The 23,512-nt window shown below is 60.2% G+C and carries 19 protein-coding genes; 14 read left to right on the forward strand and 5 right to left on the reverse strand.

What is annotated here, in order from left to right:
- The first annotated feature begins 78 nt into the window (after window positions 1-78).
- Window positions 79-984, forward strand: a complete 906-nt coding sequence (locus ACA074_RS21810) for a LysR family transcriptional regulator (RefSeq protein WP_497677783.1) — start codon at window positions 79-81, stop codon at window positions 982-984.
- A gap of 120 nt (window positions 985-1,104) precedes the next feature.
- Window positions 1,105-1,281, forward strand: a complete 177-nt coding sequence (locus ACA074_RS21815) for a hypothetical protein (RefSeq protein ID WP_008085463.1) — start codon at window positions 1,105-1,107, stop codon at window positions 1,279-1,281.
- A gap of 75 nt (window positions 1,282-1,356) precedes the next feature.
- On the opposite strand, the gene ACA074_RS21820 is transcribed toward ACA074_RS21815, so the two are convergent.
- The gene (locus ACA074_RS21820; RefSeq protein WP_489878844.1) at window positions 1,357-2,241 is read right to left on the reverse strand and encodes a helix-turn-helix domain-containing protein; all 885 of its coding nucleotides are present in this window, start codon (window positions 2,239-2,241) and stop codon (window positions 1,357-1,359) included.
- Between the two features lie 178 nt (window positions 2,242-2,419).
- Between ACA074_RS21820 and pobA the strand changes: the two genes are divergently transcribed.
- Together pobA and ACA074_RS21830 are read left to right on the forward strand one after the other, a co-directional pair.
- Window positions 2,420-3,613 (forward strand): 4-hydroxybenzoate 3-monooxygenase, encoded by a 1,194-nt coding sequence (gene pobA, locus ACA074_RS21825; RefSeq protein WP_497677784.1) that lies wholly within the window; start codon window positions 2,420-2,422, stop codon window positions 3,611-3,613.
- Window positions 3,614-3,687: 74 nt separating this feature from the next.
- Entirely contained in the window at window positions 3,688-5,205 is a 1,518-nt protein-coding gene (locus ACA074_RS21830; protein WP_497677785.1) for an MDR family MFS transporter, read from the forward strand.
- 122 nt (window positions 5,206-5,327) lie between these two features.
- Here ACA074_RS21830 and ACA074_RS21835 read toward each other — a convergent pair whose 3' ends face one another.
- The 4 genes from ACA074_RS21835 to ACA074_RS21850 all read right to left on the reverse strand — a co-directional run bounded on the left by ACA074_RS21835 (window position 5,328) and on the right by ACA074_RS21850 (window position 9,360).
- Window positions 5,328-6,176 (reverse strand): cache domain-containing protein, encoded by an 849-nt coding sequence (locus ACA074_RS21835; protein WP_187678138.1) that lies wholly within the window; start codon window positions 6,174-6,176, stop codon window positions 5,328-5,330.
- A 272-nt stretch (window positions 6,177-6,448) separates the two neighbouring features.
- The gene (locus ACA074_RS21840; protein WP_305439512.1) at window positions 6,449-7,303 is read right to left on the reverse strand and encodes an ATPase; all 855 of its coding nucleotides are present in this window, start codon (window positions 7,301-7,303) and stop codon (window positions 6,449-6,451) included.
- 116 nt (window positions 7,304-7,419) lie between these two features.
- Window positions 7,420-8,412, reverse strand: coding sequence for an NAD-dependent epimerase/dehydratase family protein (locus ACA074_RS21845; RefSeq protein WP_187678140.1), 993 nt, complete (start codon window positions 8,410-8,412; stop codon window positions 7,420-7,422).
- Between the two features lie 54 nt (window positions 8,413-8,466).
- Window positions 8,467-9,360, reverse strand: a complete 894-nt coding sequence (locus tag ACA074_RS21850; protein WP_187678141.1) for a LysR family transcriptional regulator ArgP — start codon at window positions 9,358-9,360, stop codon at window positions 8,467-8,469.
- A 96-nt stretch (window positions 9,361-9,456) separates the two neighbouring features.
- Between ACA074_RS21850 and ACA074_RS21855 the strand changes: the two genes are divergently transcribed.
- From ACA074_RS21855 to ACA074_RS21900, 10 genes are all read left to right on the forward strand, one after another.
- Window positions 9,457-9,858: an ACT domain-containing protein gene (locus ACA074_RS21855; protein WP_497615240.1), complete on the forward strand. Its 402-nt coding sequence runs from the start codon at window positions 9,457-9,459 to the stop codon at window positions 9,856-9,858.
- Between the two features lie 5 nt (window positions 9,859-9,863).
- Window positions 9,864-10,466, forward strand: coding sequence for a LysE/ArgO family amino acid transporter (locus ACA074_RS21860; RefSeq protein WP_187678143.1), 603 nt, complete (start codon window positions 9,864-9,866; stop codon window positions 10,464-10,466).
- 176 nt (window positions 10,467-10,642) lie between these two features.
- Window positions 10,643-11,239, forward strand: a complete 597-nt coding sequence (locus ACA074_RS21865; RefSeq protein WP_187678144.1) for a superoxide dismutase — start codon at window positions 10,643-10,645, stop codon at window positions 11,237-11,239.
- 342 nt (window positions 11,240-11,581) lie between these two features.
- Window positions 11,582-13,633 carry a putative bifunctional diguanylate cyclase/phosphodiesterase gene (locus tag ACA074_RS21870; protein WP_497658004.1) on the forward strand — a complete coding sequence of 684 codons (2,052 nt, stop codon included), beginning with the start codon at window positions 11,582-11,584 and terminating at the stop codon, window positions 13,631-13,633.
- 137 nt (window positions 13,634-13,770) lie between these two features.
- Window positions 13,771-15,117, forward strand: a complete 1,347-nt coding sequence (locus ACA074_RS21875) for an imelysin family protein (protein WP_187678146.1) — start codon at window positions 13,771-13,773, stop codon at window positions 15,115-15,117.
- Window positions 15,118-15,379: 262 nt separating this feature from the next.
- Window positions 15,380-16,807 carry a di-heme oxidoreductase family protein gene (locus tag ACA074_RS21880; RefSeq protein ID WP_497658005.1) on the forward strand — a complete coding sequence of 476 codons (1,428 nt, stop codon included), beginning with the start codon at window positions 15,380-15,382 and terminating at the stop codon, window positions 16,805-16,807.
- Between the two features lie 26 nt (window positions 16,808-16,833).
- Window positions 16,834-17,898, forward strand: a complete 1,065-nt coding sequence (locus tag ACA074_RS21885) for an imelysin family protein (RefSeq protein ID WP_095191952.1) — start codon at window positions 16,834-16,836, stop codon at window positions 17,896-17,898.
- 14 nt (window positions 17,899-17,912) lie between these two features.
- Window positions 17,913-19,013 carry a DUF1513 domain-containing protein gene (locus ACA074_RS21890; protein ID WP_497677786.1) on the forward strand — a complete coding sequence of 367 codons (1,101 nt, stop codon included), beginning with the start codon at window positions 17,913-17,915 and terminating at the stop codon, window positions 19,011-19,013.
- A gap of 281 nt (window positions 19,014-19,294) precedes the next feature.
- The gene (locus ACA074_RS21895; RefSeq protein WP_401271822.1) at window positions 19,295-20,443 is read left to right on the forward strand and encodes an efflux RND transporter periplasmic adaptor subunit; all 1,149 of its coding nucleotides are present in this window, start codon (window positions 19,295-19,297) and stop codon (window positions 20,441-20,443) included.
- Between the two features lie 13 nt (window positions 20,444-20,456).
- Window positions 20,457-23,492: a multidrug efflux RND transporter permease subunit gene (locus ACA074_RS21900; protein ID WP_187678150.1), complete on the forward strand. Its 3,036-nt coding sequence runs from the start codon at window positions 20,457-20,459 to the stop codon at window positions 23,490-23,492.
- Window positions 23,493-23,512: the final 20 nt, after the last annotated feature.

Genomic DNA, 23,512 nt, shown 5'->3' on the forward strand with positions numbered 1-23,512 from the left:
GGGACAGAGCTTAGTTGCCTGAGTCAGTACAAAAAATGCGATGCTTGGACATAGTTTGTTTCTGAAAGCGGGCAAATCATGGATCGTCTCCAAGCAATGCGGGTGTTTGTCACGGTGGTGGACCTGGGCAGTCAGTCGGCAGCGGCCGATCACCTGGACCTTTCACGCCCGGTGGTATCGCGTTATCTGGCCGAGTTGGAAGACTGGGTCGGCGCACGCCTCATGCACCGCACCACACGAAAATTGAGCCTGACCGCCGCCGGCAGTGAAATCCTGCCGCGCTGCCGGCAGATGATTGAACTGTCGAGCGATATGCAGGCCGCCGTGAGCGAACCCCACGACGCCCCGCGCGGACTGCTGCGGATCAGCGTCAGCACCTCGTTCGGCCAGGCGCAACTGGCCGATGCGATGGCGGCGTACGTCAAGCGCTACCCCGGCGTCAGCATCGATATGCAGATGCTCGATCGCACGGTGAATCTGGTGGATGAGCGCATCGATCTGGCGATCCGCACCAGCAATGACCTGGACCCGAATCTGATCGCCCGGCGCCTGACCGTTTGCCGCTCGGTGGTCTGCGCGGCCCCGGATTATCTGCAAGCGCATCCGGCGCCACAGCGGGTTGAAGAGCTGAGTCGACACAACTGCCTCACTCACTCTTACTTCGGCAAAAGCCTGTGGCATTTCGAAGAGGACGGCGAGCCGGTCTCGGTGCCGGTTCAGGGCAATATCAGCGCCAACGAAGCAAGCACGCTGTTGCGAGCGACGTTGGCCGGTGCGGGGGTGGCGATGCTGCCGACCTATCAGGCCGGGGTGTACATTCACGCAGGTGAGTTGATTCGCTTGCTGCCCGACGCCGAACCCCGGCAGATGAACATCTACGCGGTCTATGCCTCGCGCAAGCACATGCCGGCAGCATTGCGCAGCATGCTGGATTTTCTGGTGCTCAGATTCCCGGAAAACCCGGCGTGGGATATCGACCTGTAAACCCGGTCATCAATGTTCTGAATGTCGCGTTAAATGTGCAACCGCTGGTGCTGGCAAGTCTTCATGGCTGACCTATGCTGAAAGCAGTACCCAAGGGTATTCGTTCAGAGGTCGAACACCATGAACATCAAAACAAGAAGATACTTCGCGATTTTCATCACCTGCGCTGCCACGCTGGCGTTGTACGGCACCGCGGCCTGGCGGGTCGAGCAACTGCGACAACTGCCCCGCGAATACGCGAGTTGTAACTTCGAGCGCTGTATTCCGCACAACGCCACGCTGAATGCGCTGCGCTGATTGAATCAGGCTGGAATAAAATCCCTGTGGGAGCGAGCAAGCTCGCTCCCACAGGGATTTGTAGTGGTTACAGAATTACTGCTCGGCCTTCAGCCTGTCACGAAACGCCTTGGGCGAAATCCCCACCCGACGCCGGAACAGGCGCGTGAAGTTGGTCGGATCGGAAAACCCCAACAATTCCGACATATCGTAAATGGTCATGCTGGTATAGGTCAGCAGGCGCTTGGCTTCCAGTAACTGGCGTTCGTGCATGATCTGCAACGCCGGTTGCCCCGCCAGTTCACGGCACGTGCCGTTGAGGTGAGAGACCGAAATGCCCAGTCGATGGGCCAGATCCTCGACCTTCACATGCTGGCGGTAAGTTTCCTCCACCAATTGAATAAACCCGGCGAGGTATTCGCGCTGGCGTTGCGGCCGCTGGCTGGCGTTATGGCGCACGATCGCCTGGCGGCTGACCCAGACCATGATCACGCTGACCAGCGAATGCATGAGCATTTCCCGCGCGGGTTGATGGCCGTTGTACTCGGCCTGCAACGCCGTAAACAAGCTATTCAGGTAATCGCCGTCATTGCCCGCCGGATAGCTGTCGGCCTGGGCAAGCGCGTGAACCGCGTTGCCCAGTTGCGCCTGCAAGTGATTGATCAGCGGCGTGGCGAGCGTGACGACGAATCCTTCGATGTCCTGGGAAAAACGGAAGCCATGTACCGATAGCGGTGGCAGTACTTGAATGGCAGGCGTTTGAAGCTGAGTGCGCTGACCTTCGATCTCAAGCTCTGCCTGACCTTTGAAGACGAAGAGCAGCTGGCACAAATCGGCGTGGCGGTGGGGTTTGATTTCCCATTGATGTTCGCGACTGCGTGAGGAAATGGTTTCACAGTGCAGCAAGTCCGGGGTCGGCCAGTCCAGGCTTTCACCGTAGAGCTTGAACACCGGAATCGAAGGCAGCTCAGGCTTGTTCATCACTTCAATCCAGGCCTCTAGGGTTACGGGCGATAATCGCACCGATTGGCAGAATGTACAGGTATCGGCTCAGTTTTCACCTTCAATTGACAGACCCGCAAGGGAAAAATGCAAGCACTCGATCCATAAAAATCATTCACCGGCCTTGGCCGCGTGAAGCTTGCGAGCCATAAAAACAATGAAAACGCTGAAAACCCAAGTCGCCATCATCGGCGCCGGTCCATCCGGATTGCTCCTCGGTCAGTTGCTGCACAACGCCGGCATCGACACCCTCATCCTCGAACGCCAGGCACCCGATTATGTGCTCGGGCGCATCCGTGCCGGTGTGCTTGAACAAGGCATGGTAGAGCTGTTGCGTCAGGCCGGCGTGAGTCAGCGGATGGACGCTGAAGGTCTGGTTCACGGCGGTTTCGATCTGGCGCTGGACGGGCGTCAGGTGCACATCGATCTGCACGCCTTGACCGGCGGCAAGACCGTAATGATCTACGGCCAGACCGAAGTCACCCGCGACCTGATGGCCGCTCGTCGGGAGGCCGGGGCAACGACGATTTATCAAGTGAGCAATGTCGTTCCTCACGGCATGAAAAGCGACGAAGCCTTCGTCACCTTCGAAAAGGACGGCGAAACCTGGCGCGTCGATTGCGATTACATCGCCGGTTGTGATGGTTTCCACGGTGTCGCCCGGCAGTCAATTCCTGCGGATTGCCTGAAGGTGTTCGAACGGGTTTACCCTTTCGGCTGGCTAGGCATTCTCGCCGACACCCCGCCAGTGCAAGACGAACTGGTCTACGCCCGCCACGAACGCGGGTTTGCCTTGTGCAGCATGCGGTCAGCGGTTCGCACCCGTTACTACCTGCAAGTGCCAGCGGATGAAAACGTCGACAACTGGAGCGATCAGCGCTTCTGGGATGAGCTGAAAAAGCGCCTGCCGTCGGAGCTGGCAGAGAAACTGGTCACTGGCCCGTCGATTGAAAAGAGCATCGCGCCGCTGCGCAGTTTCGTGGTGGAGCCGATGCAATACGGCCGGATGTTTCTGGTCGGCGACGCCGCGCACATCGTCCCGCCCACGGGCGCCAAGGGCTTGAACCTCGCCGCAAGCGACGTCAGCACATTGTTCAATATTCTGTTGAAGGTGTACCGCGACGGTCGCATCGATCTGCTGGAGAAATACTCCGAGATCTGCCTGCGTCGGGTCTGGAAGGCCGAGCGGTTTTCCTGGTGGATGACGTCAATGCTGCATCGCTTCGACGATCACGATGACTTCAGCCAACGCATTTGCGCCTCGGAGCTGGACTACTTTGTCAGCTCGGAAGCGGGCCGAAAAACCATTGCAGAAAATTACGTCGGGCTTCCATACGAGGCTATCGAATAGCCTGCTATCGACTTACACTGGCGAGCATCCACCCCGCTCGCCAGCGGGTTCATCTCTGCCCGCAGGTCCTGCCCGTGTCCAATCTCAACCAGCCTGAAACGCCCAAACCGGCCATTCGCAGCGTGCTGGTCGCGCTGATGATGGCGATCTTCCTTGGCGCGCTGGACCAGACCATCGTCGCCGTGTCGATGCCGGCCATCTCCGCGCAATTCAAGGACGTCAGCCTGCTGGCATGGGTGATTTCCGGGTACATGGTGGCGATGACCGTCGCGGTGCCAATCTACGGCAAGCTCGGCGATTTGTACGGGCGGCGCAAACTGATGCTGTTCGGCATGGGCCTTTTCACGCTGGCTTCGCTGTTTTGCGGCATGGCCCAAAGCATGGAACAACTGGTGCTCGCGCGGATTCTCCAAGGCATCGGTGCCGGCGGGATGATTTCGGTGAGCCAGGCGATCATCGGCGACATCGTGCCGCCGCGCGAACGCGGGCGCTATCAGGGGTATTTCAGCAGCATGTACGCGGTCGCTAGCGTCGCCGGCCCGGTGCTCGGCGGCTACATGACCGAGTACCTGTCGTGGCGCTGGGTGTTTCTGATCAACCTGCCGCTGGGCCTCGGCGCCTGGTGGGTGGCCAATCGCAACTTGCGCGGGCTACCGATTCCACAACGCAAGCCGATCATCGATTACCTCGGCACAGTGCTGATGATCATCGGCCTGACGGCCCTGCTGCTCGGTATCACTCAGGTCGGTCAGGGCCATGCGTGGCGCAGCAGCGAAGTGCTTGGGCTGTTCGCTTGTGCGGTCGTGGTGTTGGCGATTTTTGTCTGGCATGAGCGGCGTGCGCGTGAGCCGTTGCTGCCGATGCACCTGTTCGCCAATCGCAACGCCCTGCTGTGCTGGTGCACGATTTTCTTCACCAGTTTCCAGGCGATTTCGCTGATCGTGCTGATGCCGCTGCGCTTTCAAACGGTCACCGGGGCCGGGGCCGACAGCGCCGCGTTGCACTTGCTGCCATTGGCCATGGGCCTGCCGATCGGCGCCTTCTTTGCCGGGCGTCGCACCTCGGTGACCGGGCGCTACAAACCGCAGATTCTGACCGGCGCGATCCTGATGCCGATCTCGATTCTCGGCATGGCGTTCAGTCCGCCGGAGGCCACAGTCATGAGTGGTCTGTTCATGTTGCTCAGCGGGATTGCCAGTGGCATGCAGTTCCCGACGTCACTGGTCGGCACGCAGAACTCGGTGGAGCAACGCGACATCGGTGTGGCCACCAGCACCACCAACCTGTTCCGCTCGCTGGGCGGCGCGGTGGGTGTGGCGTTGATGTCCGCGCTGTTGCTGGCATTTTTACAGGACTCAAACTTTGTCCATCTGACGAGCAGCTCGCTGATGAGCGAGGGGCACTCGGGCAACGTACTGCTCGATGGTCTGAACGCTGCACCGGGTGATGCGCAGAACGCCTTGCGCGCGGAGCTTTCGGTGACCTTCCGGCATTTGCTGTGGGTCAGTGCGGCGGTGTCGCTGCTGGGGCTGGCGGCGGCGATTGCAATGCCGAACCACTTGCTGCGTGGGCGCGAGCACGGCGCCAAATAGCGGCAACACCCCAAAACATGTGGGAGCGAGCCTGCTCGCGAAGACGGTGAATCAGTCGAAGAATGTATCGACTGATATTCTGCCTTCGCGAGCAGGCTCGCTCCCACAAGGGAGGATGCGTTTCAAGGGCTGTAGTAACCCACCGCCACCAGAAAGTGCCCGACCTTCTTCAGGTAGGCATGTTTGTCCTCGACCTTGCCGGTCACCGGGTTTTTCCAGCGGTATTGGTAGTCGCCATAATCCTGCTTGGCGATCAGCGCCAGAATCGGCTCGCCCACCGGTTTGCCTTCCGGGTCCTTGATCTTACTGAAGTCGGTATTGATCAGCCGCAGATTGGTGCCATGTGCGACATAGCGCTGGGTATCCAGATCGACCACGAACACGTACAGGTCATCCTGCAAATAGCCGCCCTTGAGCGAGTTGATCGCCATCAGCGTGCCCTTCTCGTCTTTGCCCAGATCTGTCGCTGCCTTGTTCAGCAATGCCATCGCCTGCTCGGCCGACGCCCGGGGCAAGTAATAACCGACCGCCAGAATCCGCTGACCGACGCGCTGATAGAACACATGCTTGCGCTCGACCTTGCCGTCAGCCCAGTTCTGCCAGCGGTACTCGGCTTGCTGGATGCCGTTGCCCTCCGGCACTTTCAAGGCGTCCTTGAAGGTTTTTTGCAGATCCGGGCCGAGCACATCGCTCACATCACGACCGATCAACGCTGACGATGGCCCGCCGCTGGCGAGCATCACGCCTTTGGTGTCGACCACGAACACGTAGCGATCCTTGTCGACAAACTCGCCCTGACGACTGAATGCGGCGAACGCCTTGTCGCCGTTGTCGTGGTAATAGGCCAGGGCCTTTTCCAGCAAGGCGATGGCGGCCTGGCTGTCATCCTTGGCGGTGGTTGCGGCGCTGGCCTGGCCGAACCCCGCCAGTAACATCACGCCGAGCCAGGCCACTTTATGCAAAAACCCCATAGCGTATCCCTCGTTCTTGTTGGTGTTTCAAGAGCGTAGACGGCTTGGGGGCATGTACGAGTATTCAGAATGATGCAGGTGATTACAGAGCCCCCCCTGTGACAAAGGAGATTCCTGTGGCGAGGGGATTTATCCCCGATGGGTTGCGAAGCAGCCCCAAAACCTGAGAACTCGATATCACTGGAAAAATGCCGGGGAGCGCTTCGCCCTCCATCGGGGATAAATCCCCTCGCCACAGGGTTCTCTGTCGACACAAAGAACCCTGCTTTTGGCTATGGGCGGGCGTTGATTTGCTGCTGCAAATTCTGGATCTGCGCCGACAGCGTATTGATGTTGCGGGTCATCTGCCCACGGAACGCGTCGAACTCGGCCGTGTTGCCGCCACCCTGAGGGGCTGCCGGACGGTTGTCCTGCTCGCTCTTGAGGACGACGATTTCCTGTTCCAGACGATCAATCGCCGCGCTCGGATTGCCCTGTTTCTTCAGTGCCGCGATGTCGGCGCCAAGGCTCTTGAACTGGGCATCGAAGGCCTTGAGCTGGGCGTCGACCTTGCTGGTATCGGCCGGCGTGCTTTTCACGCTCGCCAGTTCGGCGCTAAGGGCTTTGACCTGCGCCTGCAACTGGGTATTGGCGTTCTGCTGTTCAGTGGTCTGCGCGGTCATCTGCGCCAGACGTTTGTCCAGATCGCTGGCCTGACCGGCCACGCCCTGCTGCTGCTTGCTCTGATCCAGCAGTTTGCCTTCCAGCTGTTTGATCTGCAGCTTCAAGGCTTCGCTGTCGCTGCTGACGTTGCTCTGGCTGGCCACGACCTTGCCGGAAATATCCTGCAGGCGCCCGGCCGCTTCCTCACTGATACGCGCGAAACTTTCCTGGGTCGCCACCAGTTGCTGCTCCATCAGCGAAATCTGCTGAAAGCTCCACCAGGCCAGACCGATGAAGGCAAAAAACAAGGCGCCGACCAGCGCCCACAACGGCCCGGTGCTGGCCGCCTTGACCTTGACCACCGGCGGCGTACGCGAGTGCACGGCGGTGCGGGCAGTGGTCGGAATGTCATCGTCGTCGAAGGTGTCGGCACGCAGGCTCGGTACATCATCGAAATCGTCGTGGGCATCATTACGCATGGACATTGAGGCAACCTTTGTGAAACGCGGTGATGGCAGATTGCGGCGAAGTATAAACCCCGCAGCCGCAGGGATTGACCCTCAACCAGCAGTGCGGTTCATTGCCGCCCGGCCGAATCGTTTCAACGAATGTCCTGGGCTTTCCACCAGCCGCAGAACTCGTCGAGGGCCGTCCACAGGCTGACTTTCGGATCGTAATCCAGATAATGCCGGGCGCGGCTGATGTCGAGGGTGAAATTTTTGTTCATTACCTGCATGCCCAAGCGCGACAGCGTCGGCTCCGGACGTCCCGGCCAGAGTTTGCACGCGCCTTCGTTGAGCGCCGCGACGCTGTAGGCCAGCCCGTAGGAACGGTACTTGGTGACCTGTGGGACTTCCATTTTGCGCATCACGTAATTGACCACATCCCACAGAGGCACCGGCGCGCCATTACTGATGTTGTACGCCTTGCCCAGCGCGGAGCCGGCGGCCAGCAAGCTGCTGAGCATGACTTCGTTGAGGTTGTGCACGCTGGTGAAATCGACCTTGTTCAAACCGTTGCCGATGATCGCCAGACGGCCCTTGCGCTGCATGTTCAACAGGCGCGGGAAAATGCTCATGTCGCCGGCACCGGTAACAAAACGCGGACGCAGCGCGATGGTTTCCAGACCGAACTCCTGCGCGCCGAAGACCTTTTGCTCGGCCAGATACTTGGTCGCGGCGTAGTGATGTTTGAAGCGCTTGGGCACTTGTTCTTCGGTCAGGTCGAAGTGGTCACGGCCATCGAAATAGATCGACGGCGATGACAGATGCACCAGCCGCCGAACCCGCTGCTTCAGGCAAGCCTCGACGACATTTTCAGTAACCTGCACGTTGCCTTGATGAAAGTCCTGATAACGCCCCCACAGCCCGACAGCGCCCGCACAATGCACCACGGCTTCGACGTCGGCGCAGAGTTCACGCACCAGATCCGGGTCAGTCAGATCGCCGGGGACAAACTCGGCGCCACGGCGCACCAGATGCTCGACGCTCTCGGCCCGGCGACCGTTGACCCGCACGTCAAGGCCCTGCTCCAGAGCGAAACGCGCAAAGCGCCCGCCAATGAAGCCGCTTGCGCCGGTGACCAGAATTTTCATGTAAAGCTCCGATGTCTTTCGTTTTGCCTGATTCGTGTGTCTTGACGCTGGCCGTCAGTTCAACGGCACCAACCATTGGGGTGAAGAACGCACCAATTGCTCGGTCAGCAAGCCCAGCAACTGACCGCCATTGCGCCAATGATGCCAGTACAACGGCACGTCGATCGGTTTATCTGGCAACAGCTCGCGCAACACCCCGCGTTGCAATTGCTCGCGCACTTGCAGTTCCGGCACCAGTCCCCAACCCAATCCGGCCTCAGTCAGGCGGATAAAACCCTCGGAAGACGGGCACAAATGGTGCTCGAAACCGCCATCAACGCCGAGGGATGCCAGGTAGCGATGCTGGAGGAAATCGTCCGGGCCAAACACCAGCGCCGGGGTTCGCGGCAGTTGTTCGGCGCGCACGCCATCGGGGAAATGCCGTTCGATAAACGCCGGGCTGGCGAGCGCGCGATAACGCATCGCCCCGAGCAACACGCTGCGCGCGCCAGCCACCGGTCGCTCGCTGGCGCAGACGCACGCCGCCACTTCACCGGCGCGCATGCGTTTGAGGCCGACGGTCTGGTCTTCCACCACCAGATCCAGCAACAAATGCTGGTCGGCGCAGAAATCCCCCACCGCCTCGGCCCACCAGGTCGCCAGGCTGTCGGCATTGATTGCGATGCGCAGACGTTCCGGTAGCCCCTCTTCGTCCAACGCGGGCACAAGCGTCTGTAAATCGCGCTCGAGCAGGCGCACTTGCTGCACATGGTTGAGCAGGCGTCGGCCAATCTCGGTCGGCGATGGCGGCGTAGCGCGCACCAACACCGGCTGACCGACCCGCGCCTCAAGCAGTTTGATCCGCTGCGAAATCGCCGATTGCGACAAACCCAGCACCTGCGCCGCGCGTTCGAATCCAGCCTGCTCGACCACGGCGGCCAGAGCGGAGAGTAATTTGTAGTCGAACATCAGTTTTCCTAATGAGCGATCAGCACTATTGGTTTTTCTTATACAACGTCAGACCGGAGAATAGCCAGCAAGCACTCTTTATCAAGGACAACGTCAATGGCTGGCGAAACATCACTCTCGACCTTGCTGCGCAGCATGAGCCCGCAGCTCAACGCCGGCGAATACGTGTTCTGCACCCTGCCCGACGGCCAGTTGCCGCGCGGCCTGGAGGTTGTCGGCAGCTTCCGTGAACAGGAAGGCCTGACGGTGATCCTGCAACGCCGCGATGCCGAACAGGCCGGTTTCAACTTCGACTATGTGGCCGCGTGGATCACCCTGAACGTGCATTCGGCGCTGGAAGCCGTCGGCCTCACCGCCGCGTTTGCCACCGCACTGGGCAAGGCCGGGATTAGTTGCAACGTGATCGCCGGTTACTACCACGACCATTTGTTTGTCGGTCAGGCCGACGCCGAACGCGCCATGCAAGTGCTGCGCGATCTGGCAGCCAACGCGGAGTAAATTTTATGTGGCAAAGCTATGTGAACGGCTTGTTAGTGGCACTGGGGCTGATCATGGCGATCGGTACGCAGAACGCATTTGTGCTGGCGCAGAGTCTGCGCCGTGAGCATCACCTGCCCGTCGCCGCGCTGTGCGTCGCCTGCGATGCATTGCTGGTGGCCGCCGGGGTGTTTGGCCTGGCGACCGTGTTGGCGCAAAACCCGACATTGCTGGCGGTCGCGCGCTGGGGTGGTGCGGTGTTCCTGATCTGGTACGGCAGCCAGGCCCTGCGCCGGGCGTTTTCGAAGCAGAGCCTGAATCAGGGTGAAAACCAGACCGTACGCTCGTTGCGGGCGGTGATGCTCAGTGCCTTGGCGGTGACCTTGCTCAACCCGCACGTTTATCTCGATACCGTGCTGTTGATTGGTTCGCTGGGGGCTCAGCAGTCGGTGCCGGGGGCTTATGTGGTCGGCGCGGCAAGCGCTTCTTTGCTGTGGTTTTTCACTTTGGCGCTGGGTGCCGCGTGGCTCGCACCGTGGCTGGCTCGCCCGAGTACCTGGCGGATTCTCGATCTGCTGGTGGCGTTAATGATGTTCACGGTGGCAGGACAGCTGATATTGGCGTCCTGACTTATTCCAAACAGCTCTGGAACCTCTATCCCACACAGTTGTTGCGTGGTTAAGCCGCAACCCCGGTGCTATGATCCGAACCCTGCGCCGCAAAGAGTAAAAACTCGCCGGTGCATTTCTGGCCGCCCGTGATCGGCCTTGCGCTCACCGCAACAGACCTGATTAGGAGAATCATCATGGCTTTCGAATTGCCGCCGCTGCCTTACGCACACGATGCCCTGCAGCCGCACATTTCCAAGGAAACCCTGGAATTTCACCACGACAAGCACCACAACACCTATGTCGTGAACCTGAACAACCTGGTGCCAGGCACCGAGTTCGAAGGCAAAACCCTGGAAGAAATCGTCAAGACTTCCTCGGGCGGCATCTTCAACAACGCCGCTCAGGTCTGGAACCACACTTTCTACTGGAACTGCCTGGCACCAAACGCCGGCGGTCAACCAACCGGCGCGCTGGCTGAAGCCATCAACGCTGCGTTCGGTTCGTTCGACAAGTTCAAGGAAGAGTTCAGCAAAACCTCGATCGGTACCTTCGGTTCCGGCTGGGGCTGGCTGGTGAAAAAGGCTGACGGTTCCCTGGCTCTGGCCAGCACCATCGGCGCCGGCAACCCGCTGACCAGCGGCGACACCCCGCTGCTGACCTGCGACGTCTGGGAACACGCTTACTACATCGACTACCGCAACGTTCGTCCTAAGTATGTCGAAGCGTTCTGGAACCTGGTCAACTGGAAGTTCGTTGCTGAGCAGTTCGAAGGCAAAGCCTTCACCGCTTAAGCTGCGCGCCAGACAAAAAACCCGGCTTTTGCCGGGTTTTTCATGCCTGTGATTTATGTCCACAGGGAGAGCATTTCTCTCACGAGGAAAGCTGGCCTTGACTGCTTGTCGCCGAGCCACAGCGGGCTAACATCAAACAGAGGAAAATTTCTTGCGCACCGCTCAAGTTGGGGGCCGAAACTACCGACATAGTACAAATAGGACTAATACTCCAGACAGCAGCATTTCGGCCAAGACCACAGGCGAATGACTTGAGGCCTGATTGTCCCTTTGACTGCAAACACGGGATTGCCAATACTCATGGCAAACTGACGCTACCCGCACGGAACAAGGAATAACCCTTTGAAGCTGGAACTCAAGAACAGCTTGTCGGTGAAGTTGCTCCGGGTCGTGCTCCTGTCAGCATTGATCGTCGGCGTGGTCTTGAGCTGCGCGCAGATCGTTTTCGACGCCTATAAAACCCGTCAGGCCGTGGCGGGCGACGCCGAGCGCATCCTCGACATGTTCCGTGATCCCTCCACTCAGGCCGTCTATAGCCTGGATCGGGAGATGGGCATGCAGGTGATCGAAGGCCTGTTTCAGGACGATGCCGTGCGCCAGGCCTCCATTGGCCACCCCAACGAAGCGATGCTGGCGCAGAAGTCCCGTGAGTTGCAGCATTCCAACAGCCGCTGGCTGACCGACCTGATTCTTGGGCAAGAACGCACCTTCACCACCCAACTGGTGGGACGTGGACCGTACAGCGAGTACTACGGCGACTTGAGCATCACCCTCGACACCGCCACTTATGGTGAGGGTTTTATCGTCAGCTCGGTGATCATCTTCATTTCCGGTGTGCTGCGGGCGCTGGCCATGGGTCTGGTGCTGTATCTGGTTTATCACTGGCTGTTGACCAAACCGCTGTCGCGGATCATCGAGCATCTGACCGAAATCAATCCGGATCGCCCCAGCGAACACAAGATTCCGCAGCTCAAGGGCCACGAAAAGAACGAACTCGGCCTCTGGATCAACACCGCCAACCAGTTGCTCGAATCCATCGAACGCAATACCCACCTGCGCCACGAAGCGGAAAACAGCCTGCTGCGCATGGCCCAGTACGATTTCCTCACCGGCCTGCCGAACCGTCAGCAATTGCAGCAGCAACTGGACAAGATTCTGGTCGACGCCGGCAAGTTGCAGCGTCGGGTCGCAGTGTTGTGTGTAGGGCTGGATGATTTCAAAGGTATCAACGAGCAGTTCAGCTACCAGACCGGCGACCAATTATTGCTGGCCCTGGCTGATCGCCTGCGCGCCCACAGCGGCCGCCTAGGCGCCCTCGCCCGTTTGGGCGGCGACCAGTTCGCCCTGGTGCAGGCCGATATCGAACAGCCTTACGAAGCTGCCGAACTGGCGCAAAGCATTCTCGATGACCTGGAAGCGGCGTTTGCCCTCGATCATCAGGAGATCCGCTTGCGCGCGACCATCGGCATCACACTGTTCCCGGAGGACGGCGACAGCACTGAAAAGCTGTTGCAGAAAGCCGAGCAGACCATGACCCTGGCCAAGACTCGCTCACGCAATCGCTATCAGTTCTACATCGCCAGCGTCGACAGCGAGATGCGCCGCCGTCGCGAACTGGAAAAAGACCTGCGCGACGCCTTGCTGCGCGATCAGTTCTACCTCGTCTATCAACCGCAGATCAGCTACCGCGATCACCGTGTGGTCGGGGTCGAGGCGCTGATTCGCTGGCAGCATCCGGAGCACGGTCTGGTGCCGCCGGACTTGTTCATTCCGCTGGCCGAGCAGAACGGCACGATCATTGCCATCGGCGAATGGGTGCTCGATCAGGCCTGCAAGCAGTTGCGCGAATGGCACGATCAGGGCTTCGCCGATCTGCGTATGGCGGTCAACCTGTCCACCGTGCAACTGCACCACGCCGAGTTGCCGCGGGTGGTCAACAACCTGTTGCAGATGTACCGCCTGCCACCGCGCAGCCTGGAACTGGAAGTTACCGAAACCGGCCTGATGGAAGACATCAGCACCGCCGCCCAGCACCTGCTGAGCCTGCGTCGCTCCGGCGCGTTGATCGCCATCGACGACTTTGGTACCGGGTATTCGTCACTGAGCTATCTGAAAAGTCTGCCGCTGGACAAGATCAAGATCGACAAGAGCTTCGTCCAGGATCTGCTGGATGACGACGATGACGCGACCATCGTTCGCGCGATCATTCAACTGGGCAAGAGTCTCGGCATGCAGGTGATTGCCGAGGGCGTGGAAACCGCCGAGCAAGAGTCCTACATCATCTCCGAAGGCTGCCACGAAGGTCAGGGTTACCACTACAGCAAGCCGCTGCCGGCGCGGGAGCTCAGTGCCTACCTCAAGCAGGCGCAGCGCAGTAACGCGGCGATTCTCTGATACAGCGCATAAGCGTTGGCTAAATAAGAAATATTTCCAAGCACAACCCTTTACACATAATGCGAAAGATTTGCATTATGTCGCAGTTTTGCGCCCCCAGCGCGAGTCCACTCAACTACCGAAGCAGGATGTTCGCCATGATTCGTATGCCTCTGGCTACCGCCAGTCTGCTGGCCATCGCTATTTCCCTCGCCGGTTGCGGCGAAGGCAAAGACAAGGCTGCCGCCCCGGCCACGCCGACTCCAGCCGCCACCGCCGCCGCTCCAGCAGCCGCGCCTGCCGCTGCCGGTAAAGTCGACGAAGCCGCTGCCAAGGCAGTGGTCGCGCACTACGCCGACATGGTCTTCGCCGTTTACAGCGATGCCGAATCCACCGCGAAAACCCTGCAAACCGCCGTTGACGCTTTCCTCGCCAAGCCGAACGCCGACACCCTGAAAGCCGCTAAGGCTGCGTGGGTTGCTGCTCGCGTTCCTTACCTGCAGAGCGAAGTGTTCCGCTTCGGCAACACCATCATCGATGACTGGGAAGGTCAGGTTAACGCCTGGCCACTGGACGAGGGTCTGATCGACTACGTCGACAAATCCTACGAGCACGCACTGGGTAACCCGGGCGCCACCGCCAATATCATCGCCAACACTGAAGTACAGGTCGGCGAAGACAAGGTCGATGTCAAAGACATCACTCCGGAAAAACTCGCCAGCCTGAACGAGCTGGGCGGTTCCGAGGCCAACGTTGCCACCGGCTACCACGCGATCGAATTCCTGCTCTGGGGCCAGGACTTGAACGGCACCGGCCCTGGCGCTGGCAACCGTCCTGCTTCGGACTACCTGGAAGGCGCCGGCGCCACTGGCGGCCACAACGATCGTCGTCGTGCCTACCTGAAGTCCGTGACCCAACTGCTGGTCAGCGACCTGGAAGAAATGGTCGGCAACTGGAAGCCGAACGTGGCTGACAACTACCGCGCCACCCTGGAAGCCGAGCCGGGCGAAACCGGTCTGCGCAAAATGCTCTTCGGCATGGGCAGTCTGTCCCTGGGCGAACTGGCGGGCGAGCGCATGAAGGTTTCCCTGGAAGCCAATTCCCCGGAAGACGAACAGGATTGCTTCAGCGACAACACCCACTACTCGCACTTCTACGATGCCAAAGGCATTCGTAACGTTTACCTGGGCGAGTACACCCGTGTTGACGGCACCAAGATGACCGGCGCCAGCCTGTCGTCGCTGGTGGCCAAGGCCGATCCGGCTGCCGACACCGCGCTGAAAGCTGATCTGGCCGCTACCGAAGCCAAGATCCAGGTCATGGTTGATCACGCCAAGAAAGGTGAGCACTACGACCAACTGATCGCGGCCGGCAACACGGCTGGCAACCAGGTCGTTCGCGACGCTATCGCATCGCTGGTCAAGCAGACGGGTTCGATCGAAGCCGCTGCCGGCAAACTGGGCATCAGCGACCTGAACCCGGACAACGCTGATCACGAGTTCTGATCAACCGCGTCTGACTGAAAAAGGCGACCTGCGGGTCGCCTTTTTCATATGTATTGTTCACAGTCCCCTGTAGGAGCTGCCGCAGGCTGCGATCTTTTGATCTGTCTTTTTAGAAGCAAGATCAAAAGATCGCAGCCTGCGGCAGCTCCTACAGGGAGTTTAGGTGTTGCGGCACATCAAGCAAACGATAATTCCTCTTATTCAAACTCCCTCGCCCTGTTAGACTTTGCGCCTTTGTTTTCGCACGTCTTCAGGATGTCTGATGCCCTCGCTGCCTCTTCGCTTGTCCGCACTGTTTCTGGCCCTGGGCCTGAGTGCCTGCGATGACGCCCCGCGCTTTACCCAGGCCGAGCCGGGTGAAGCACGCTCGGGTGGTGCGGCGACCGTGCGCAAGACCGATCAGAACGCGTTCTCCCTGCCTTCGGCCAACCTGCCGCCGTCGCGCCGGGTGGATTTCAGCGTCGGCAACAGCTTCTTCCGCAGCCCTTGGGTGATCGCCCCGTCGACTACCACCGCGCGCGACGGCCTCGGCCCGCTGTTCAACACCAACGCCTGCCAGAACTGCCATATCAAAGACGGTCGCGGTCATCCGCCGGAAAACGGCGCGACCAACGCGGTATCGATGCTGGTACGCCTGTCGATTCCCGATTCGCCGGAGTTTGCCAAGCTGATCGAGCAGGTCGGTGTGGTGCCGGAGCCGGTCTACGGCGGCCAGTTCCAGGACATGGCGGTGCCCGGCGTCACTCCGGAAGGCAAAGTGCGAGTCGACTACACGCCGGTGCCTGTTCGCTTCAAGGACGGCACCGAAGTCGAGTTGCGTAAACCGGTGTTGCAGATCACCCAACTTGGCTACGGGCCGATGCACCCGGATACGCGTTTCTCCGCGCGGATCGCGCCGCCGATGATCGGCCTCGGCCTGCTCGAAGCGATCCCCGAAGACGCAATCCTCGCCAATGCCACCGCGCAGGCCAAAGAGAAAAACGGCATCAACGGTCGGCCAAACCGGGTTTGGGACGACGAGTTGCAGAAAACCGTGATCGGTCGCTTTGGCTGGAAAGCCGGACAGCCGAACCTCAATCAACAGAATGTTCACGCGTTTTCAGGTGATATGGGTCTCACGACCAGCCTGAGGCCCTTCGATGACTGCACCGACGCGCAAACCGCTTGCAAGCAGGCACCGAATGGCAATGGCCCGGACGGCGAGCCGGAAGTCAGCGACAACATTCTGCGCCTGGTGCTGTTCTACAGCCGCAACCTCGCTGTTCCTGCGCGCCGTGGCATCAACGATGAACAAGTGCTGGCCGGCAAAAACCTGTTTTTCCAGGCTGGGTGCCAGTCCTGCCACACTCCGAAATACACCACCGCCGCCAACGCGGCCGAACCTGAACTGGCCAATCAAGTGATTCGCCCGTACAGCGATCTGCTGCTGCATGACATGGGCGACGGTCTGGCCGACAACCGCACGGAATTCCAGGCCTCCGGCCGCGACTGGCGCACGCCGCCGTTGTGGGGGATCGGCCTGACGCAAGCGGTCAGTGGCCACACCCAGTTTTTGCATGACGGTCGCGCGCGCAATCTGCTCGAAGCGGTGCTCTGGCACGGCGGCGAAGCGAAAGCGGCCCAGCAACAGGTTTTATCGTTCAATGCCGGGCAGCGTGCCGCGCTGCTGGCGTTTCTGAATTCACTTTAAACACTTAAAAGAATCGGGAGCCCGACATGTTCCGTCCCAAGTTGTTGTTCACCAGCCTTGCCGCGCTCGCCCTCGGCGCTTGCTCGCCGCAGGATCCGCAAGCCGTCACTTCGGCCGCCATCGCCAAATCGGTGATTCTGCCGACCTACACCCGTTGGGTTGAAGCCGACAAGCAACTGGCCGTCAGCGCCCTCGCCTACTGCCAGGGCAAAGAAACCCTGGAAACCGCCCGCGCCGACTTCCTGCACGCGCAGAAAGCCTGGGCCGAGTTGCAACCGCTGCTGATCGGCCCACTGGCCGAAGGCAACCGTTCGTGGCAGGTGCAATTCTGGCCGGACAAGAAAAACCTCGTCGGCCGTCAGGTCGAGCAACTGGTCGTCGCCCAGCCGCAGATCGATGCTGCCGCACTGGCCAAATCGAGCGTGGTGGTTCAGGGCCTGTCGGCTTACGAGTACATCCTGTTCGATGCCAAGCCTGACGTTGCCAACGAAGAACAGAAAGCCAAGTACTGCCCACTGCTGATCGCCATCGGCGAACGCCAGAAGCAACTGGCCGAAGAGATTCTGCAAAGCTGGAACAACACCGACGGCATGCTCGCGCAGATGAGCAAGTTCCCGAACCAGCGTTACGCCGACTCTCATGAAGCGATCGCCGACCTGCTGCGTGTGCAGGTCACCGCACTCGACACCCTGAAGAAAAAACTCGGCACGCCGATGGGCCGCCAGAGCAAAGGCGTGCCACAGCCGTTCCAGGCCGATGCCTGGCGCAGCCAATCTTCCCTGACCGCACTGGAAGCGAGCCTTGCCGCCGCCAAAACCGTTTGGGAAGGCGTCGACAACAAAGGCCTGCGTGGCCTGCTGCCGGCCGAGCAAAAGCCGTTGGCTGACAAGATCGACGCTGCTTACGCCGCTTCGCTGAAACTGTTCGACAGCACCCAGCGTTCGCTCGGCGAAATGCTCGAAGACGACGCGGGTCGCCAGCAATTGAACGACATCTACGACAGCCTCAACGTCGTCCATCGCCTGCACGAAGGCGAACTGGCAAAGGCGCTGGGCATCCAACTGGGCTTCAACGCCAACGACGGTGACTGATGAGGGCAAGTGCCATGCTGCGACGCCAGGCTCTGACTTTAGGTAGTTTGCTGCTGGGAGCAGTGACACTGGGCGGCTGGACGCTGTTCAAGCGCAAGGATCAGAGCCCGTTGTTGCTCTCGGCGCGCGACGATACCGACGGCAAACACTACGCCGTCGGCTACCGACTGGACGGCACGCGGGTATTCGCCACCGAAGTCGGCCAGCGTTGCCACGACATCATCAACCACCCGACGCTGTCGATTGCGCTGTTCGTCGCCCGCCGCCCGGGCACCGAAAGCTATCTGATCGACCTGCGCGACGGCACGTTGCTGCAAACCGTGACGTCGCAGCCGAACCGGCATTTCTACGGCCACGCCGTGGTGCACAAGGACGGCGAATACCTGTACGCCACCGAAAACGACACCACTGATCCCGGTCGTGGCCTGCTCGGGGTGTACAAGTTCGAAGGCGAGCGGTTGGTGCACAGCGGCGAAATTTCCACCCACGGCCTCGGCCCGCATCAGGTGTCATGGATGCCGGATGGCGAGACGCTGGTAGTGGCCAACGGCGGGATTCGTACCGAGGCGGAAAGCCGCGTCGACATGAACCTCAAAGCCATGGAGCCAAGCCTGGTATTGATGCAGCGCGACGGCACCCTGCTGAGTAAGGAAACCCTCGCCCAGCAGATGAACAGCGTGCGCCATCTGGGGATTGCCAGCGACGGTACCATCGTCGCCGGCCAGCAGTTCATGGGCGCGTCCCACGAGCGTTCGGAGCTGCTGGCGATCAAGCGTCCGGGCCAACCGTTCACGGCGTTCCCGGTGCCGGAGCATCAGTTGCAATCGATGGGTCACTACACCGCAAGTGTCGCGGTGCACAGCGATTTGCGTCTGGTGGCGTTGACCGCACCGCGCGGCAATCGCTTCTTCATCTGGGATCTGGACACCGGCGAAGTGCGCCTCGACGCACCGTTGCCCGATTGCGCCGGCGTCGGTGCAGTGCAGGACGGTTTTGTCGTGACCTCGGGTCAAGGGCGCTGCCGTTACTACGATTGCCGTCAGGATGAACTGCTGGCCAAACCGCTGGAATTGCCGGCGGGGCTCTGGGACAACCATCTTCATCTGATGGCGTGAACCAGAAATATCCCTGCGTTTACAGAACTTTGTGGTGAGGGGATTTATCCCCGATGGGTGGCGAAGCCGCCCCAAACCAGCAACCGCGGTTTATCAAATGAACGGCGTGCGACGGGTTTACGACTGCTGCGCAGCCGGTCGGGGATAAATCCCCTCACCACGGTTTTTGTGTTCAGCCGTCCTCTGCTCTCTAACCTGTGAAAACTGCCAGTTGGAATCCCCCCTGTACTCGGAGTAATGTTCCCGCCTGTCTCGCCTGATTTATCCAAGGAAATGGAAATATGCTGCGTCGCCGCATGCTGATCATGTTGGGTGTTGTCTTGCTGATCGTCCTGGTGCTGGGCGGTTATAAAGCCTTTTCGATCTACACCATGATCCAGGGTTTCTCCAAGCCGAAACCGCCGATCAGTGTCGCCGTGGCCAATGCCAGCGAGCAGCCGTGGCAGATGCGCCTGCCCACCGTCGGCACGCTCAAGGCGCTGCAAGGCGTCGAGCTGAGCCTGGAAGTCGCCGGCACCGTCACCGAACTCAAGTTCGAATCCGGGCAGAAGGTCAAGGCCGGGCAACCGCTGCTGCAACTCGACAGCGCCGTGGAAACCGCCCTGCTGGAAACCGCCAGGGCTGACCTGGGCCTGGCGCAACTGGACTTCGGCCGTGGCAGCCAACTGGTCGACAGCCGCGCGATTTCCAAAGGCGAGTACGACCGGCTCTCGGCGGTACTGCAAAAGAACAAGGCCACGGTCAACCAGCTCAATGCCTCGCTGGCGAAGAAACGCATCCTCGCCCCCTTCAGCGGCACCATCGGCATCCGTCAGGTCGACGTCGGCGACTACCTCGCCAGCGGCACCAAAATCGCCACCCTGCAGGATTTGAGCAGCCTCTACGCCGACTTCTATGTGCCCGAGCAATCGGTGCCGAAACTGGCCATCGGCCAACCGGTGAATATCTCGGCCGGCGCTTACCCCGGGCAAAATTTCCCGGGCAAGATCAGCGCAATCAACCCGATCGTCGAAAGCAGCACCCGCAATATTCTGGTGCGCGCCACCCTCGCCAACCCCGACAGCAAATTGCTGCCGGGCATGTTCGCCAGCCTCGAAGTGCTGCTGCCCAATCCACAGAAGCACGTCGTGGTACCTGAGAGTGCGATCACGTACACCCTCTATGGCAATTCGCTGTACGTGGTCGGACAGAAGAAAGCCGAGGACGGCAGCGTCGAGAAAGACGACAAGGGCCAACCGGTGCTGATCGCCGAACGCCGCTTCATCGAAACCGGTGAGCGCCGCGATGGCCTGGTAATGATCAACAAGGGCGTGCAGAGCGGCGAACAAGTGGTGACGGCCGGCCAGATCAAACTGGACAACGGCGCCCACATTGCCATCAGCGACGACAAGACCCTCGGCGAGCAGAACAGTCCGCGCCGCGCCGACTGATCAAGGAATCCTCATGGCTTTTACTGATCCGTTCATCCGCCGCCCGGTGCTCGCCACCGTGGTCAGCCTGCTGATTGTGCTGCTGGGCTTCCAGGCCTGGAGCAAGCTGCCGCTGCGCCAATACCCGCAAATGGAAAACGCCCTGATCACGGTGACCACCGCGTATCCCGGGGCCAACGCCGAAACCATTCAGGGCTATATCACCCAGCCGATGCAACAGAGCCTGGCCAGCGCCGAGGGCATCGACTACATGACGTCGGTCAGTCGGCAGAACTTCTCGACGATTTCGATCTACGCGCGCATCGGCTCCAACACCGACCGCTTGTTCACCGAGCTGCTGGCCAAGGCCAACGAGGTGAAGAACAAACTGCCGCAGGACGCCGAAGATCCGGTGCTGAGCAAAGAGTCTGCCGACGCCTCGGCGCTGATGTACATCAGCTTCTTCAGCAAGGATCTGAGCAACCCGCAGATTACCGATTACCTGTCACGGGTTATCCAGCCGAAACTGGCGACCCTGCCGGGCATGGCCGAAGCGGAGATTCTCGGCAATCAGGTGTTTGCCATGCGCCTGTGGCTCGATCCGGTGAAGCTCGCCGGTTTCGGCCTCAGCGCCAGCGACGTGACCAACGCGGTACGCCAATACAACTTCCTCTCCGCTGCGGGCGAAGTGAAAGGCGAGTACGTGGTCACCAGCATCAACGCCAACACTGAATTGAAATCCGCTGAAGCATTCGCGGCGATTCCGCTCAAGGTCAGTGGCGACAGCCGTGTGCTGCTCAGCGATGTGGCGCGGGTCGAAATGGGCGCGGAAAACTACGACTCGGTCAGCTCGTTCGGTGGCACGCCGTCGGTGTACATCGGCATCAAGTCGTCGCCGGGGGCCAACCCGCTGGATGTGATCAAGGAAGTGCGCAAGATCATGCCGGAGTTGGAAGCCCAACTGCCGCCCAATCTCAAGAGCGAGATTGCCTACGACGCCACACTGTTCATTCAGGCCTCCATCGACGAAGTGGTGAAAACCCTCTTCGAAGCGGTACTGATCGTGATCGTGGTGGTGTTCCTGTTCCTCGGCGCACTGCGTTCGGTGGTGATCCCGGTGGTGACCATTCCACTGTCGATGATCGGCGTGATGTTCTTCATGCAGATGATGGGCTACTCGATCAACCTGCTGACCCTGCTGGCGATGGTGCTCGCCATCGGTCTGGTGGTCGACGATGCGATTGTGGTGGTGGAAAACATTCACCGACACATCGAGGAAGGCAAGACGCCTTACGACGCAGCGCTTGAGGGCGCCAGGGAAATCGCCATGCCGGTGGTGTCGATGACCATTACTCTGGCGGCCGTTTACGCACCGATCGGCTTCCTCACCGGGCTGACCGGGGCGCTGTTCAAGGAGTTCGCCCTGACCCTGGCCGGGGCCGTGGTGATTTCCGGGGTGGTCGCCCTGACCCTGTCGCCGATGATGTGCGCCTTCTTGCTGCGCCACGAAGAAAACCCCAGCGGTCTGGCGCATCGCCTCGACCGCATCTTCGACAGCCTCAAGCGCCGCTACCAGAGCATGCTCCACGGCACGCTGAACACCCGGCCGGTGGTGCTGGTGTTCGCGGTGATCGTGCTGTGCCTGATCCCGGTATTCCTGAAATTCACCAAATCGGAACTGGCGCCGGACGAAGACCAGGGCATCATTTTCATGATGGCCAAAGCCCCGCAACCGACCAACCTCGATTACCTGAACACCTACACCGACGAGTTCATCAAGATCTTCAAGGAATTCCCGGAGTACTACTCCTCGTTCCAGATCAATGGCTACAACGGCGTGCAGGCCGGGATCGGCGGTTTCCTGCTCAAGCCGTGGAACGAGCGCAGTCGCACCCAGATGGAAATCCTCCCCGAGGTGCAAGGCAAACTGGAAGGCATCCCCGGTTTGCAGGTCTTCGGCTTCAACCTGCCCTCCCTGCCCGGCACCGGTGAAGGCTTGCCGTTCGAATTCGTGATCAACACCGCCAACGACTACGAACTGCTGCTGCAAGTGGCCGACCGGATCAAGAAGCGCGCCATGGAATCGGGCAAATTCGCCTTCGTCGACCTTGATCTGGCCTTCGACAAGCCGGAGGTGGTGGTCGATATCGACCGCGCCAAGGCTGCGCAGATGGGCGTGTCGATGCAGGATCTGGGCGGCACCCTGGCAACGCTGCTTGGCGAGGCGGAAATCAACCGTTTCACCATTGAAGGTCGCAGCTACAAAGTCATCGCTCAGGTCGAACGGCCGTACCGCGACAACCCGGACTGGCTGAACAATTACTACGTGAAAAACACCCAGGGCGAGCTGCTGCCCCTGTCGACCCTGATCAAGGTCAGTGATCGCGCGCGACCGCGTCAGCTCAACCAGTTCCAACAGCTCAATGCGGCCAAGATCTCCGGATTCCCTTTGGTGAGCATGGGCGAAGCGATCGACACCGTGCTCCAGATCGCCAGGGAAGAAGCGCCGGCCGGTTTTGCCTTCGACTACGGCGGCGCGTCGCGCCAGTTCGTGCAGGAAGGTAGTGCGTTGTGGGTGACGTTCGGGTTGGCCTTGGCGATCATTTTCCTGGTGTTGGCGGCGCAGTTCGAAAGCTTCCGCGATCCACTGGTGATTCTGGTGACGGTACCGCTGTCGATCTGCGGCGCGCTGATTCCGCTGTTCCTTGGCTGGTCGAGCATGAACATCTACACCCAGGTCGGGCTGGTGACGCTGATCGGGCTGATCAGCAAACACGGAATCCTGATCGTCGAATTCGCCAATCAGTTGCGCAAGGACAAGGGCCTGACTGCACGCGAAGCGGTGGAAGAAGCGGCGGCGATTCGCCTGCGGCCGGTGTTGATGACCACGGCGGCGATGGTCTTCGGCATGGTGCCGCTGATTCTGGCAACGGGCGCGGGGGCAGTCAGCCGGTTTGATATTGGTACGGTGATTGCGACGGGGATGTCAATCGGGACGTTGTTTACGTTGTTTGTGTTGCCGTGCATCTACACCCTGCTGGCGAAACCTGATCCCAAACCATCCGCGTAACCCTGTGGGAGCGGTGCCGG

The organism is Pseudomonas sp. LBUM1655, from assembly GCF_059716085.1.